The sequence below is a fragment of the Puerhibacterium sp. TATVAM-FAB25 genome (assembly GCF_046535855.1).
GTDB classification, from domain to species: Bacteria; Actinomycetota; Actinomycetes; order Actinomycetales; family Cellulomonadaceae; genus Puerhibacterium; species Puerhibacterium variabilis_A.
Genome location: NZ_JAXUAK010000009.1, coordinates 1 through 13,616 on the forward strand (window position 1 = coordinate 1; position 13,616 = coordinate 13,616).

General features: G+C 75.2%; 15 protein-coding genes and 2 riboswitches. Of the genes, 10 read left to right on the forward strand and 5 right to left on the reverse strand.

Annotated elements, in window-relative coordinates:
• Positions 1 to 55 precede the first annotated feature (55 nt).
• The 6 genes from cheB to U5M74_RS09890 are packed head-to-tail and all read left to right on the forward strand — an operon-like array spanning position 56 to position 3,956.
• A complete protein-coding gene (cheB, locus tag U5M74_RS09865) occupies positions 56 to 1,276 on the forward strand; it encodes a chemotaxis-specific protein-glutamate methyltransferase CheB (RefSeq protein ID WP_410908554.1) in 1,221 nt (406 codons plus the stop codon).
• The gene (locus tag U5M74_RS09870; RefSeq protein ID WP_410908556.1) at positions 1,273 to 2,226 is read left to right on the forward strand and encodes a CheR family methyltransferase; all 954 of its coding nucleotides are present in this window, start codon (positions 1,273 to 1,275) and stop codon (positions 2,224 to 2,226) included. Before cheB ends, U5M74_RS09870 begins: the two co-directional genes overlap by 4 nt.
• The gene (locus U5M74_RS09875; RefSeq protein WP_410908558.1) at positions 2,223 to 2,606 is read left to right on the forward strand and encodes a response regulator; all 384 of its coding nucleotides are present in this window, start codon (positions 2,223 to 2,225) and stop codon (positions 2,604 to 2,606) included. Before U5M74_RS09870 ends, U5M74_RS09875 begins: the two co-directional genes overlap by 4 nt.
• On the forward strand, positions 2,603 to 3,121 hold the full coding sequence (locus tag U5M74_RS09880) for a chemotaxis protein CheX (protein ID WP_410908560.1): 519 nt from the start codon (positions 2,603 to 2,605) through the stop codon (positions 3,119 to 3,121). The genes U5M74_RS09875 and U5M74_RS09880 overlap by 4 nt, the downstream gene beginning before the upstream one ends.
• A complete protein-coding gene (locus U5M74_RS09885) occupies positions 3,118 to 3,480 on the forward strand; it encodes a response regulator (RefSeq protein ID WP_216093003.1) in 363 nt (120 codons plus the stop codon). Before U5M74_RS09880 ends, U5M74_RS09885 begins: the two co-directional genes overlap by 4 nt.
• Positions 3,477 to 3,956, forward strand: a complete 480-nt coding sequence (locus U5M74_RS09890) for a hypothetical protein (protein WP_410908562.1) — start codon at positions 3,477 to 3,479, stop codon at positions 3,954 to 3,956. Before U5M74_RS09885 ends, U5M74_RS09890 begins: the two co-directional genes overlap by 4 nt.
• Positions 3,957 to 4,038: 82 nt before the next feature.
• Here the strand turns inward: U5M74_RS09890 and serC are convergent, their stop codons facing one another.
• Positions 4,039 to 5,169 (reverse strand): phosphoserine transaminase, encoded by a 1,131-nt coding sequence (serC, locus tag U5M74_RS09895; protein WP_410908564.1) that lies wholly within the window; start codon positions 5,167 to 5,169, stop codon positions 4,039 to 4,041.
• Positions 5,170 to 5,279: 110 nt separating this feature from the next.
• Here serC and U5M74_RS09900 point away from each other — a divergent pair, with 110 nt between their 5' ends.
• The 4 genes from U5M74_RS09900 to U5M74_RS09915 all read left to right on the forward strand — a co-directional run bounded on the left by U5M74_RS09900 (position 5,280) and on the right by U5M74_RS09915 (position 9,639).
• Positions 5,280 to 5,996 (forward strand): iron dependent repressor, metal binding and dimerization domain protein, encoded by a 717-nt coding sequence (locus tag U5M74_RS09900; protein ID WP_410908566.1) that lies wholly within the window; start codon positions 5,280 to 5,282, stop codon positions 5,994 to 5,996.
• Between the two features lie 125 nt (positions 5,997 to 6,121).
• A riboswitch (cyclic di-AMP (ydaO/yuaA leader) is annotated at positions 6,122 to 6,319 on the forward strand.
• Between the two features lie 3 nt (positions 6,320 to 6,322).
• The gene (locus tag U5M74_RS09905) at positions 6,323 to 7,165 is read left to right on the forward strand and encodes a C40 family peptidase (protein WP_410908568.1); all 843 of its coding nucleotides are present in this window, start codon (positions 6,323 to 6,325) and stop codon (positions 7,163 to 7,165) included.
• Positions 7,166 to 7,377: 212 nt separating this feature from the next.
• Positions 7,378 to 7,544: riboswitch (cyclic di-AMP (ydaO/yuaA leader) on the forward strand.
• A gap of 2 nt (positions 7,545 to 7,546) precedes the next feature.
• Complete coding sequence (locus U5M74_RS09910) at positions 7,547 to 8,395, forward strand: C40 family peptidase (RefSeq protein ID WP_410908570.1); 849 nt, start codon at positions 7,547 to 7,549, stop codon at positions 8,393 to 8,395.
• A 266-nt stretch (positions 8,396 to 8,661) separates the two neighbouring features.
• A complete protein-coding gene (locus tag U5M74_RS09915; protein WP_410908572.1) occupies positions 8,662 to 9,639 on the forward strand; it encodes a universal stress protein in 978 nt (325 codons plus the stop codon).
• 78 nt (positions 9,640 to 9,717) lie between these two features.
• Here the strand turns inward: U5M74_RS09915 and U5M74_RS09920 are convergent, their stop codons facing one another.
• From U5M74_RS09920 to U5M74_RS09935, 4 genes are all read right to left on the reverse strand, one after another.
• Entirely contained in the window at positions 9,718 to 11,022 is a 1,305-nt protein-coding gene (locus U5M74_RS09920; protein WP_410908574.1) for an aminotransferase class I/II-fold pyridoxal phosphate-dependent enzyme, read from the reverse strand.
• A gap of 11 nt (positions 11,023 to 11,033) precedes the next feature.
• Positions 11,034 to 11,891: a dimethylargininase gene (ddaH, locus tag U5M74_RS09925; protein WP_410908796.1), complete on the reverse strand. Its 858-nt coding sequence runs from the start codon at positions 11,889 to 11,891 to the stop codon at positions 11,034 to 11,036.
• A 223-nt stretch (positions 11,892 to 12,114) separates the two neighbouring features.
• Positions 12,115 to 13,002, reverse strand: coding sequence for a hypothetical protein (locus tag U5M74_RS09930; RefSeq protein ID WP_410908576.1), 888 nt, complete (start codon positions 13,000 to 13,002; stop codon positions 12,115 to 12,117).
• Positions 12,999 to 13,574 carry an OsmC family protein gene (locus tag U5M74_RS09935; RefSeq protein WP_410908578.1) on the reverse strand — a complete coding sequence of 192 codons (576 nt, stop codon included), beginning with the start codon at positions 13,572 to 13,574 and terminating at the stop codon, positions 12,999 to 13,001. The genes U5M74_RS09930 and U5M74_RS09935 overlap by 4 nt, the downstream gene beginning before the upstream one ends.
• Positions 13,575 to 13,616 lie beyond the last annotated feature (42 nt).

Here is a 13,616-nt window from a genome sequence, read left to right on the forward strand (position 1 = left end):
CACCCGGGACCGCTGGTCCCGTGAGCACCACGAACAACGAGCAAGGGGAGAGCACGTGACACCCATCCGGGTGCTGGTGGTGGACGACTCCGTCGTCATCCGCCGGCTCGTGACGGACGCGCTGTCGCGCGCCGGCGGCATCGACGTCGTGGGCGTGGCCGCCAACGGCAGGATCGCCCTGCGCAAGGCCGAGCAGCTCGCGCCGGACGCGATCACCATGGACATCGAGATGCCGGAGATGGACGGCATCGAGGCGGTGCGCGAGCTGCGCCGCGCCGGTCACCGCATGCCCGTGGTGATGTTCTCGACCCTCACCGAGCGCGGCGCGGCGGCCACCCTCGACGCGCTGGCCGCCGGCGCCACCGACTACGTGGCCAAGCCGGCCAACGTCGGCAGCGTCTCGGAGTCGCTCGCCCGGGTCGCCGGGGAGCTGGTGCCGCGCCTGCGGGCGCTGGTGCCGCACCCGGCCGGCGCGCCCGCCGGCGCGCGCCCGGCACCGGCCGGGGCGTCGGCCTCGTCGCCAGAAGCGTCGTCGGCCGAGTCGTCGGTCGGGCGGCCGGAGCGCGTGGCCGGGCTGCGGGTGCAGAGCCCGACGACGGCTGCGCCCCGGCCCGCGCCCGCGCCGCACCCCGTGCGCGCCGTCGTGCTCGGGTCCTCGACCGGCGGGCCGGAGGCGCTGTCGCGCATGCTCGGCGCGCTCACCGCGCCGCCGCCCGTGCCCGTGCTGGTGGTGCAGCACATGCCGCCGGTGTTCACCCGGCAGCTCGCCGCCCGCCTCGACCGCACCGGCCCGGCCCGGGTCGTGGAGGCCGCCGGCGGCCAGGAGCTGCGCCCCGGCACGGTGTACGTCGCGCCCGGCGACCACCACCTGGTGGTGCGGCGCGACGGCACCCGGATGGTCACGGCCCTCGACGACGGGCCGCCGGTGAACTACTGCCGCCCGTCCGTGGACGTGCTGTTCGCCTCGGCCGTCGAGGCCTACGGCGGGCACCTGCTCGGCGTCGTCCTCACGGGCATGGGCGCCGACGGGCGCACCGGCGCCCGCCGCCTCGTGGAGGCCGGCGGCACCGTCGTCGTGCAGGACGAGCCGACGTCGGTGGTGTGGGGCATGCCCGGCGCCGTGGCGCAGGCGGGCCTCGCCCACCGCATCCTGCCGCTGCCCGAGGTGGCGCCTGCGGTCGAGCAGGTGCTCGCGGCGGCGGCGAAGGCCGCGGGAGCGGTGCCGGCCGGGACGCCCGGGGCGGTACCGGCCATGGCCGAGGGGAGGCGCGCATGAGCCTCGCTCCCGACACCTTCGCGTTCGTGGCGGACCTCGTGCGCCGGCGCAGCGCCATCCGGCTCGAGGCCGGCAAGGAGTACCTCGTCGAGAGCCGCCTGCTGCCGCTGGCGCGCGAGCGCGGCTGCGCCGGCGTCGACGCGTTCGTGCGCGAGGTGCGCACGGCGGGCCGCGAGGCGGACCTGGTGCGCGTCGTCGAGGCCCTGGCGACCCACGAGACGTCCTGGTTCCGCGACCAGACCCCGTTCGAGGCCCTGCGCACCCAGGTGCTGCCCGACGTTCTGCGCCGGCGCGGCCCCGCCGCGCGGGTGCGCGTGTGGTCGGCCGCCTGCTCCAGCGGGCAGGAGCCGTACTCGGTGGCCATGGTCGCGGCCGAGACGCTGCCGCCGGGCGCGTCGATCGAGATCCTGGCGACCGACCTGTCGGCGCGGATCCTCGATCAGGCCGGCTCGGGCACGTACTCCCAGCTCGAGGTCAACCGCGGCCTGCCCGCGCCGATGATCGTGCGGCACATGGTGCGCGCGGGCGCGCAGTGGCAGGTGGCGCCGGCCCTGCGCCGCGTCGTGACGTTCCGGCAGCACAACCTGCTCGAGCCGGCGCCGCCCGGGCCGTTCGACCTCGTGCTGCTGCGCAACGTGCTCATCTACTTCGACCTGCCCACCAAGCAGGCCATCCTGCGCCGGGTGCGGCAGGTCATGGCCCCCGGCGGCGTGCTGGTGCTCGGCGCCGCCGAGACCACCATCGGCGTCGACGACGCCTGGCAGCGCGTGCCCGCCGGCCGCGGCTCGGTCTACACGCTCGCGGCGCCGGCGGCGCCCGCGCCCGCGGTCGCGCCGGCGCCCGTCGGCGCGTCGTCCTCGCCGGTCTCGCGGTTCGCCCGGCTCGCCGTCCCGTCCACCCCCGCGCGCCTGGCCGGCGCGCCCGTCCCGTCCCGAGGAGCCCCGCTGTGAGAGCCCTGGTCATCGACGACTCGAGGACGATGCGCCGCATCGTCTCGAGCACCTTGCGCCCGCTCGGGTTCGAGCCGTACGAGGCCGAGCACGGCCGCGCCGCGCTCGACCTCCTCGAGGGCGGCCTGCAGGCCGACCTGGCGTGCGTCGACTGGAACATGCCCGTGATGGACGGCCTGACGTTCGTCTCGACGGTGCGCGAGCGCCCCGAGTGGCGCTCCATGACGCTGATGATGGTCACCACCGAGTCGGAGCAGTCGCAGATCGTGCGGGCCCTGGCCGCGGGGGCGCACGAGTACCTCATCAAGCCGTTCACGCCCGACGCGGTGCGCGACAAGCTGGCCCTGCTCGGCCTGCTGCCCCTGGACGGTGCCGCGTGAGCGCCCCCGCGGTGATCGGCGCCGACCAGGTGATGGCCGTGGCCCACGACGTGTTCGTGGCGATGGTCGACGGCGAGGAGACCACCCTGGCGCCGTGGGACGGGGACGTCCCCGCGCCCGCCGAGCCGCTCGCCGCGTGGGTCGACGTGCACGGGCCGTGGTCCGGCCGCGCCGTGCTCGTCACCGAGCAGGAGACCGCCCGCGACCTGGCCCGGGCGATGCTCCGCCTCGACCCGGGCACCCCCGTCGACCACGAGGACCTCGTCGACGCGTTCGGCGAGATCGCCAACGTGGTCGGCGGCAACCTCAAGTCCCTGCTGCCCGACGGCGGCACGCTCGGCCTGCCGCAGGTGGCCGGCGCCCCGCCCGCCGGGTCCGCCGACGCGCCGTCGGAGGCCGAGCTGCGCCTGTCGTGGCGCGGACGGCCGCTGGTCGTCGTCGTGCACGCCCGGCCCGGCGCCGGGCCGCAGGACCCCACCGCCACCCCCCACCCCGAAGGGAGCACCCCGCGATGATCCGCGCACTGGTCGCCGACGACAGCCGCGTGATGCGGCAGATCGTGATCCGCACGCTGCGGCAGGCCGGCTACGACTGGGAGGTCCGCGAGGCCGCCGACGGCGCCGAGGCGCTCGAGGCGGTCCGCCAGGACGAGCCCGACGTCGTGCTGTCCGACTGGAACATGCCGAACCTCACCGGCATCGAGCTGCTGCAGCGCCTGCGGCAGGAGGGCTTCGGCACGCCGTTCGGCTTCATCACCTCCGAGGGGTCGGCCGAGATGCGCGAGGCCGCCGAGGCCGCCGGCGCGCTGTTCCTCATCGCCAAGCCGTTCACGCCCGAGGCGTTCCGCGCCGCGATCGAGCCGGTGCTGGCATGAGCGACGCGACGCCGCTGCCGAACGCCAAGGAGGTCCGTGACCTCGTCGAGGGGCTGCTGGGCCGGGACGTCGAGGTGCAGACCGGCGGCGCGATGGTCGACCCCGCCGGCGCGCTCGTGGGCACCTACGTGGACCGCACGCGGGCGCTGCAGGCCGTGGTGCTGCTCGACCTGCCGCTGGCCGCGCACGTCGGCGCCGCCATCGGCCTGGTGCCGGCCCACGCGTCGGCCGAGGCCGCCGCGGACGGCGTGCTGCCGCCCACGCTGGCGGAGAACGCCGCCGAGGTGCTCAACGTCATCGCCTCGCTGTTCAACGCCGACGGCGCCCCGCACCTGAAGCTCGACACCGTGCACGCCCCGGGCGCGCCGCTGCCCGCGGACGTCGCCTCGTGGGCCCTGGCCTACGTGCGGCGCACCGACCTCGACGTCGAGGTGTCCGGCTACGGTCGCGGGAGCTTCTCGCTGCTGGTGCTCTGACGGCCCGCCGGGGCTCCGACGACGCCGGCACGGCCGCGCCCCTCGAGGTGCGGCCGTGCCGGCGCCGCGCGCCGGGCGGGCCTCAGAGGCGCTCGACGACGTAGTCCACGCACGCCGTCAGCGCGCGCACGTCGTCGGGGGCGACCGCGGGGAACATGCCCACGCGCAGCTGGTTGCGCCCGAGCTTGCGGTACGGGAAGACGTCGAGCACGCCGTGCTCGCGCAGCACCGCGGTGACCGCCGCGGCGTCGATCGCCTCGTCGAGGTCGATCGTGCCCACCACGGTGGAGCGGTACGCCGGGTCGGCGACGAACGGCGTCGCCCAGTCGCGCGCCTCGGCCCAGCCGTACAGCGCGGCCGCGGACTCGGCGCTGCGGGCGGCGGACCACGCCAGGCCGCCCTGGGCCAGCAGCCACTCCACCTGGTCGGCGAGCATGACGAGCGTGGCCACGGCCGGGGTGTTGAGCGTCTGGTCGGCGCGCGAGCTCGTCAGCGCCGTCGTGAACGACAGGAACTCCGGCACCCACCGGCCCTCGGCGGCGGCGCCGGCCTCGACGCCGGCCGCGCGCTCGACCGCCGCCGGCGACGCGATCGCCAGCCACAGCCCGCCGTCGGCCGCGAACACCTTCTGCGGCGCGAAGTAGTAGACGTCGGTCTCGGCCAGGTCGACCGGCAGGGCGCCCGCGCCGGAGGTGGCGTCGACAAGCGTGAGCGCGCCGCGCTCGCGCGAGCCGGCGGGGCGGCGCACCGGGACCATCGCGCCGGTGGACGTCTCGTTGTGCGGGGTCGCGTGCACGTCCACGTCGTCGGCCGGCTCGAGCAGGGCCACCGACCCGGGCTCGGCGGTGAGCACCTGCGGGTCGGCGAGGAACGGCGCGCGGCGGGTCGCCGCGGCGAACTTCGCGCCGAACTCGCCGAACGACGCGTGCTGCGCACGGCGGCGCACCAGGCTCGCGGTCGCGACGTCCCAGAACGCCGTCGAGCCGCCGTTGCCGAGCACCACCTCGTAGCCGTCGGGCAGGGCGAACAGCTCCGCCAGGCCCGTGCGCACGCGGCGGACCAGGTCCTTGACCGGCGGCTGGCGGTGCGAGGTGCCCAGCACCGACGCGCCGGCCGCGGCGAGGGCCGACACCTGCTCGGGGCGTACCTTCGACGGGCCGGAGCCGAACCGGCCGTCGGCGGGCAGCAGGGCGTCGGGGATGGTCAGCGTCATGGTTTTCGGGCTCCCGGATCCAGGCTGGACGTGCGAATAGACTAGGGCCGCCGGAGAGCGCGCCCGCCCGGCGCCCGCCTCCCGGACCGCTGCGATCGGAAGGAGAGGTCGTGACCGACCTGATCGACACCACCGAGATGTACCTCAAGACGATCTACGAGCTCGTCGAGGAGGGCATCACCCCGCTGCGCGCGCGGATCGCCGAGCGGCTGGGGCACTCGGGCCCGACGGTGTCGCAGACGGTGGCGCGCATGGAGCGCGACGGCCTCGTCGTCGTGACCGGCGACCGCCACCTCGAGCTGACGGACCTCGGCCACGACAAGGCGCGCCGCGTGATGCGCAAGCACCGCCTGGCCGAGCGCCTGCTCACCGACGTCATCAAGCTCGACTGGGAGCAGGTGCACACCGAGGCGTGCCGCTGGGAGCACGTGATGAGCGACCTCGTGGAGAAGCGCCTCGTCACCCTGCTCGACCACCCGCACTCCGACCCCTACGGCAACCCGATCCCGGGCCTGTCCGAGCTGGGGGAGGACTACGAGGAGGTCCGCTACCTCGAGGGCGTGCAGTCCCTGCCGACGCTGTTCCGGGCCGCCGCGCTGCGCGGCGACGCCGGCAAGCCCGCCCAGGTGGTCCTCCAGCGCATCGCCGAGCCGCTGCAGACCGACGTCGAGCTGCTGGCGCGCCTCGCCGACGCCGGCCTGGTGCCCGGCGCGCTGGTCGACGCGAGCCACGTCACGGGCACGTACACGGTGTCCGTCGACGGCGCCGAGACCGTCCTCGACCTGCCCGAGGACCTCGCCCGGCACCTCTTCGTCGCCGCCCGCTGAGCCCGTGACCGGCCGGTTCGCGCCGGACCGGGCCCGGCGCGGGGGGCGGCCGTCGTGACCGGAGCGTGACATCGACCCGTCCGGTCCGGTACCGTCCTCCTCGCACCCGGGTGGTCCCGGGGGCGCTTGGCCGGACGCCGAACCCTGTCACCGGTCGAGCTCGACGGAAATCCGTAGGCAGGGGCGGGGGACCCAATGACGGGCACCGGAGACGGTGTCCTTGGGGTGAAGCCCGACGGGACGCGCGAGCGGCCCCGACGGCCGGGTGCTTTCTCCCACCCGAACCCGACAGCTCACCTCGTAGGCGACCACGGAGAGGTACACACGTGAGCGCACGCACGAACAGCGCCCGGCACCGCGCCGCGCGTCGTCCCGTGACCCCCCTCACCGAGCTCGCGCAGACCGTCGGCAACGGCGCCGGTCGCCGGGCTGCCGTGGTCGCCACGGCGGGTGGTCTGCTGGTCTCCACCTTCGGCGGCGCCACCGCCGCCCAGGCGGCGCCGGCCCACAGCGACGCGAAGCTCAGCACCGTCGACCTCAGCGCGCTGACCGAGCAGGCCCGCGAGGCCCTGTCCGCCGCGCCGGTCGTCACCGTCGCCAAGGACGCGCAGGTCTCCGTCGAGACCGTGACCACCGAGGGCGCCCTCGCCGTCGAGGTCACGCCCGCCCCGGAGCCGGAGCCGGAGCCGGAGCCCGTCGTCCGCGCGGCGTCGGCCCCCTCCCGCACCGCCGAGCGCACCTCGACGTCGGAGCGCACGGAGTCGACGAGCTCCTCCTCGTCCTCGGCCTCGACCGAGTCCTCCTCGTCCGCCGAGGCGAGCGTCCCGGCGTCGGCCAGCGGCTCGTCGATCATCTCGATCGCCTCCCGCTACGTGGGCGTCCCGTACGTCTGGGGCGGCTCGACCCCGGCCGGCTTCGACTGCTCCGGCTTCGTCCAGTACGTCTTCGCGCAGGCCGGCATCAACCTGCCCCGCAGCTCGACCGGGCAGCGCGACTCCGGCACCGTGATCTCGCGCTCGCAGGCGCAGGCGGGCGACCTCATCTGGTCGCCGGGCCACATCTCGATCTACGCCGGTGACGGCATGCAGATCGACGCCCCGCGCCCGGGCAAGACCATCCAGTTCCGCTCGATCTGGCAGTCGAACCCCACCTTCGTCCGCGTGGGCTGACCCGCCCCGCGTGACGCGTCCCACAGGCCGTCCGGCGGCCTGACGACGCGTCGAGAGCACCCCACGAGGCCCCGTCACCGCAGGTGACGGGGCCTCGTGCATGCGTCGTGACCCAAACGTGACTTTCGAACGTTGGTCCAGTACCGTTTCAACTACCTGGCGGGACCTCTCCTGCCAGGGCCCCGGTCGGACGCCGAGCCCTGTCACCGACCGAGGACCACGGACAGACCGCATGACAGGGGCGGGGGACCCACTTTCGGGCACCGGCGACGGTGTCCTCGGGGTGAAGCCCAACGGGACGCGCGAGCGGCCCTGACGGCCGGGTGCTTTCTCCCATCCGAACCCGACAGCTCACCTCGTAGGCGACCGGAGAGGGAACCCGTGAGCGCACGTACCACGAGCGCGCGGCACCGTGCCGCGCGTCGCCCCCTGACGCCGCTGTCCGACCTCGCTCAGAGCGTCGCCTCGACCGGCGTCGGCCGCCGGGCCGCTGTCGCGGCCACCGCCGGCGGCATCCTTGTCTCGACGTTCGGGGTGGCCAGCACGGCCCAGGCCGCTCCCGTCCAGAACGAGGCGACCAAGATCGGCTCGGTCGACCTCAACACGCTGTCCGACCAGGCGCGCGAGGATCTCGCCGCGGCGCCCGTCGTGACCGTCGCCTCCGACGCCCAGGTCTCCGTCGAGGCCGTGACCGCCGACGGCGTCGCCTCGGTCGGTGTCACGCCCGCCCCGGCGCCGAAGCCCAAGGTCGTCGAGAAGAAGGTCGAGACGGCCGCGGCCACCTCGACCGAGCGCGCCGCTGCCACCTCGCGCAGCGCCGAGCGCACCACGGCCAAGGCCGTGTCGACCGAGTCGGCCTCCACCAAGGCCGCCTCCACCAAGTCCGCCTCGACCTCGGCCGCCGTGGACATCGCGATGCGCTACATCGGCGTCAAGTACGTCGTCGGCGGCTCGTCGCCCAGCGGCTTCGACTGCTCCGGCCTGGTGGCGTACGTGTACGCCCAGCTCGGCATCGACCTGCCGCACCAGTCGCGCGCGATCCTCGACTCGCCGCGCACCACGCGCATCTCGGCCTCCGAGGCGCGCCCGGGCGACCTGCTGTGGTCGCCGGGTCACATCTCCATCTACGCCGGCAACGGCAAGCAGGTCGAGGCCTCCCGCCCGCAGGGCTGGAAGGTCGACCTCAACCCCATCTGGCAGTCGAACCCGGTGTACCTCCGGGTCTCCTGACCTGAGCTGACGACGCCCCGGCGAGCCCCCTGCGCGCCGGGGCGTCGTCGTACCCGCGGCCGGGTCCGCGCCTCCTGACGCGCGCCCGCGGACCCGTCCCCGGCTCCCACTCCGGCTCCCTCTCCGGCTCCCTCTCCGGCCTCGCCGCCCTCTCGGCGTGCGACTTTTGCGCCTTCCTGGTGTCCTTTGCCTCCGGCATCGCTAGGCTTGAACACGCGAAGACCGCCGGGGCGACGGAGCCCCGGAGCACGGAACGGAGGCGCGAGATGACCCGACCGCAGATCGTCCTGGTGGGTGTGGACGGTTCCGCACCCAGCCTGCACGCCCTCGACTGGGCCACGGCCTATGCGAGCCGGGTCGGCTGGTCCCTCCACATGGTGTGCAGCTACTCGCTGCCGTCGTTCACCGCGGCCTCGCTCGACGGCGGCTACGCCGCCCTCGACGACACCGCGATCCAGGAGGGCGCCAAGGCCGTGCTGGCCGAGGCGCAGGCCCGGGTGGCCGGCAGCGGCGTGCCCGTGACGGCGTCGGTGGCCACGGGGGACGCGGCGGGCGTACTGGTCGAGCTGAGCCAGGACCACGGTCTGGTGGTCGTCGGCACGCGCGGCAAGGGCGGGTTCACCGAGCGCCTGCTCGGCACCGTGTCCTCGGCCCTGCCGGCGCACGCGGCGTGCCCCACCGTCGTCGTGCCGTACCGCCCCCGGGCCGCCGGGGCCGACGACGAGGCGCGCCGCGACGGCGACGCCGTGCGGCCGGTGCGGCGGATCGTCGTCGGCGTGGACGGCTCGAGGTCGGCCGAGCTGGCGCTCAAGCACGCCGTCCAGCAGGCGAAGGTGTGGGACGCCGAGCTCGTCGCCGTGGCCGGCGTCCCCGTCGGCGCGGGCGCCGGCGTCCTGGCGTGGCTGCCGTCGCAGATCGACCACGAGCAGGTGCTGGCCGACGTCAAGGCGGGCCTCGACGTCATCGTCGACCGCTACGAGTCCGCCGAGAGCGGGCTGAAGATCCGGCGCGTGGTGCTCGACGGCACCGGCGCCGAGCTGCTCACCGAGTTCTCCCAGGCGGCCGACCTCATCGTGGTCGGCTCCCGCGGGCGCGGCGGGTTCCGCGGGCTGCTGCTGGGGTCCACCAGCCAGGCGGTGCTGCACCACTCCAAGTGCCCGGTGCTCGTGGTGACCAAGCGGTGCGACGAGGCCGACGGCGGCGCCGCGGCGGCGCCGTCGACGTCGGAGGCCCAGCCCGCCTGACCCACCCCTCACCGTTGTGGGTACAGAACACGCCGTGGATCTCGCGAGATCCACGGCGTGTCCTGTACCCACAACGGCTTACTCCGCGGCGGCCTCCGCGGCCGCGAGGAGGACGCACGTCGCGACCCCGTCCATCGCGACCCGCACCTCGTCCAGCGGCGGCATCGACGGCGCGAGCCGGATGTTCCGGTCGTCCGGGTCCTTGCCGTAGGGGAACGTGGCGCCGGCCGGCGTCAGCGCGATGCCCGCGCCCTTGGCCAGCTCCACCACGCGCGAGGCCGTGCCGGGCACGACGTCGAGCGAGACGAAGTACCCGCCGCGCGGCTCCGTCCACGAGGCCACGCCCTGGTCGCCGAGCCGCTCGGCGAGGATCTCGGAGACCGCGCGGAACTTCGGCGCGAGGATCTCGCGGTGGCGGCGCATGTGCTCGCGCACGCCCTCGGCGGAGCCGAAGAACAGCGCGTGCCGCAGCTGGTTGACCTTGTCCGGCCCGATCGACTGGTACTTGAGGTGGTCGGTGTACCAGGCCACGTTGGCGGGGGAGGAGGCGAAGAACGCCACGCCCGCGCCCGCGAACGACACCTTGGACGTCGAGGCGAACATCAGCACGCGGTCGGGGTTGCCGGCCTCGGCGGCCAGGTCGATGGCGTTCGCCGTCTTCACCTCGTCCTCGGTGAGGTGGTGGATGGCGTAGGCGTTGTCCCAGAAGATGCGGAAGTCGGGCGCCGCCGCCGGCATCGACACCAGCCGGCGCGCCACCGCCTCGGCGACGACGGCGCCGTCCGGGTTGGCGTAGGTGGGCACCGCCCACAGGCCCTTGATCGTCGGGTCGGCGGCCACCAGGGCGGCCACGGCCTCGGCGTCGGGGCCGTCCGGCGTCATCGGCACGGTCACCATCTCGATGCCGAACGCCTCGCACAGCGCGAAGTGCCGGTCGTAGCCCGGCACCGGGCAGACGAACTTCACCGGCCCGCGCGACCACGGCTCCGTGCCGCCGGGCACGCCCCAGAGCATCGCGTAGGCGATCGCGTCGTGCATGAGCGTCAGAGAGGCGTTGCCGAGCGCGAGCAGCTGGTCCACCGGCACGTCGAGGAGCTCGGCGAACATCCGGCGCAGCTGGGGCAGCCCGAGCAGACCGCCGTAGTTGCGCACGTCGGTGCCGTCGGCGTCGGTGTGCACGCCCTCGCCGGGCAGCGCCAGCAGCGGCTCGGCCAGGTCGAGCTGCTCGGCCGACGGCTTGCCGCGCGTGAGGTCGAGCCTCAGCCCGCGGGACCGCAGCTCCTCGTAGCGGGCGCGCAGCTCCGGCAGCGCCGCGGCGAGCGCGGGCGACGCGACGGGGGTGGACCCGGTGGACGGGACAGGGGCGGCGGCAGAGGTGCTCACGCCCCCCAAGGCTACGCGCTCCGCACCGTCGCACCCGGCGTGTCTCGCCGCGCGGCGGGCAGCCGCGGCTCGCCGCGCAGCTCGAGCGTGCAGCACTTGGCGCCGCCGCCGCCGCGCAGGAGCTCCGAGGTGTCGACGCCGACCGGCTCGTAGCCGCGCTCGCGCAGCGCCGCGGCGTACCGCGTGGCGGCGGGGTTGAGCACGACGTGCCGGCCGTCGGAGACCGCGTTGAGCCCGAGCACCTCGGCGTCCTCGTCGGTGGCGATCAGCGCATCGGGGAACAGGTGCTCCAGCACCTCGCGCGACTCGTCCGAGAACGCCGACGGCAGGTAGGCGACGTCGCAGTCCTCGTCCGGCGTGCCGCCGTCGTTGCCGCGCAGCACCGTCAGGGCGGTGTCCAGGTGGTAGAACCGCGGGTCCACCAGCTCGAGGCTGACCACCTCGCGGCCGAGCAGCCGCGCCGCCTCGCGGTGGGCGGCGACGTCGGTGCGCGGGCCGTGGCCGGCCAGCACGCGCGAGCCGCAGGTGAGCAGGTCGCCCTCGCCCTCGTTGACGTGCCGGGCCTTGGCGGTGACGTAGCCGCGGTCGCTGAACCAGCGCAGGTACGCCGGCCCCTCGGCGGCCCGCTCCGGGTAGCGGAACCACGCCTCGTAGACGACGCCGTCGACCACGGTGGCGCCGTTGGCGGCGTAGACCATGTCCGGCAGCCCCGGCTCGGGCTCGATCTCCTCGACGTGGTGGCCGAGATCGCGCAGGGTGTCGCGCAGCCGCTCCCACTGCGCCGTCGCCCGGGCGGGGTCGACCGGGACCGACGGGTCCATCCAGGGGTTGATCTCGTAGCTGACCGTGAAGTACGTCGGCGGGCACATGAGGTAGTGGCGGCGCTGGGCCGAGTGCGACGACGCTGGCGTGAAGGCTGTCACGGACCCAGCGTGGCCCGCCGACGGCGTCCTTGCTCGTCGGCGGGCGGCGCGGCGCGGGCGAAACCCGGCGAGCCCGTGCGGCGTCGGGCCTGGTCGTCGGGCCTGGTCGTCGGGCCTGGTCGTCGGGTCGGCGCGGGCGGCGCGGGCGGCGCGACCGGTCGCGGGACCGTCAGTCGCGGCCGGCGCGGCGCCCGAGCCGCCGCACGAGGCCGCCCGGCAGCCGCTCGGCGAGGCCGTCGCCCGCGTCGTCGGCCGGTACCTCGACGACCCGGGGGAAGTGGTCCGGCGGCGGACCGAACGCCCGGCGCGACTGCGCGACGACGCCGTGGCCCAGCGCCCGCCCGCCGGCGACGCCCACGACGGCGCCCACGCCGAACGGCACCAGCCGCCCGAGCGCGAGCGACCCCTGCTTGGCCAGCTGCTTGCGCAGGAACCGGTGCGCCAGGGCGTTATTCACCTTGCGGACGCTGCCCTGCGGCATCGAGGTGAGCAGCACCTTGCCCCACGCCGTGGTCGACCCGCCGATGGCGTTCTGCACGTCCTTGGCGCCCTTGTCGCCGAGCACCGTGGCCAGCAGCAGCGCACGCCGGCGCGGGACGTCGTCGACGTCGATGCCGTGCACGTCCGCCACGGCCAGGGCGAACGCGGCCGACGACGCGAAGAAGGTGGCGATGTCCGCCGTCGTCAGCGCCACGCCGGTGCTCGTGCCGACGGCGGGCACCGCCGCGGCGAGGCCCACCGCGCCGCCGGCGGTGGCCACCACGGCGAGGTACTCCTTCTCGAGGATCCGCACGATCTGCGCCGGCGTGGCGTACGGGTTGCGCTCGCGCAGCCGGTCGACGTGCCGGTGGATCGTGGCCGACGGGATGGTCACGGCCCGGTCGACCAGCGACTCGACCACCGTGGACGGCTGGTACTCGGTCCAGTGCTCGAGGTCGTCGCCACCGGGCGTCCCGTTCGTGCCCGCGGCTGCGCTTGCGCGCTCGCCCGTGGCCCTGCCCTGGTCCGCGCCGCGGTCGTCGCGCCGGATCAGCCCGCGGACGTCGCGCGCCCTCATGCCCGGCCCTCCGTCGTCGTGCCCGCGCCGGCCGGCGACCCGTCACCGTCGCCGTCGTCGCCGTCGTCCGTGCACTCGTCCAGCGCCTCGATCGGCGGCACGAACGTGGCCGGCGGCACCAGCGCGCCGGCCTTGAGCGTGTTGGCGACCGTGCAGGCGCGGTCGATGGACCGCTGGGCCAGCAGCAGCGTCTTGTCGCGGACCGCGTCGTCGAGCGACGTCAGGTCGATCTCGAAGACCTCGTGCAGCGAGGGGTAGCGGTCCTCGGTGGGGTCCTTGGGACCCTCGACCGTGATCTTGACCTTGTAGTCGTCGCCCAGCACGCGGGCGAACTTGGTGTCCGAGCTCATGCCCGCGCACGCCGCCAGCGCGATCTTCAGCAGCTCGCCGGGCGTGAAGACGGCGCCGGCGGTGACCGGGCCGATGTCCACGCGGGCGCCGCGGCCCGAGTAGCCGGTGTACGTGCGCGTGCCGTTGCGCTCCACCCACAGCGGGTCGTGGGTCGACGGGCTCACGGGAGCCGGGGCGTCCGTGCTCGCGGCGGGCGCGCCGGTCTGGGTCTGCTCGCTCATGGCCTCGATCCTGCCACCGCGCGGCGCGGCACGAATCCCGAG

What these genes read in the sequence shown, in the direction of transcription:
- U5M74_RS09915 (WP_410908572.1), top strand. Translation starts at nt 8,662, where the DNA reads ATGACCCGACCGCAGATCGTCCTGGTGGGTGTGGACGGTTCCGCACCC.
- U5M74_RS09870 (WP_410908556.1), top strand. Translation starts at nt 1,273, where the DNA reads ATGAGCCTCGCTCCCGACACCTTCGCGTTCGTGGCGGACCTCGTGCGC.
- U5M74_RS09935 (WP_410908578.1), bottom strand. Translation starts at nt 13,574, where the DNA reads ATGAGCGAGCAGACCCAGACCGGCGCGCCCGCCGCGAGCACGGACGCC.
- U5M74_RS09885 (WP_216093003.1), top strand. Translation starts at nt 3,118, where the DNA reads ATGATCCGCGCACTGGTCGCCGACGACAGCCGCGTGATGCGGCAGATC.
- serC (WP_410908564.1), bottom strand. Translation starts at nt 5,169, where the DNA reads ATGACGCTGACCATCCCCGACGCCCTGCTGCCCGCCGACGGCCGGTTC.
- U5M74_RS09930 (WP_410908576.1), bottom strand. Translation starts at nt 13,002, where the DNA reads ATGAGGGCGCGCGACGTCCGCGGGCTGATCCGGCGCGACGACCGCGGC.
- ddaH (WP_410908796.1), bottom strand. Translation starts at nt 11,891, where the DNA reads ATGTGCCCGCCGACGTACTTCACGGTCAGCTACGAGATCAACCCCTGG.
- U5M74_RS09890 (WP_410908562.1), top strand. Translation starts at nt 3,477, where the DNA reads ATGAGCGACGCGACGCCGCTGCCGAACGCCAAGGAGGTCCGTGACCTC.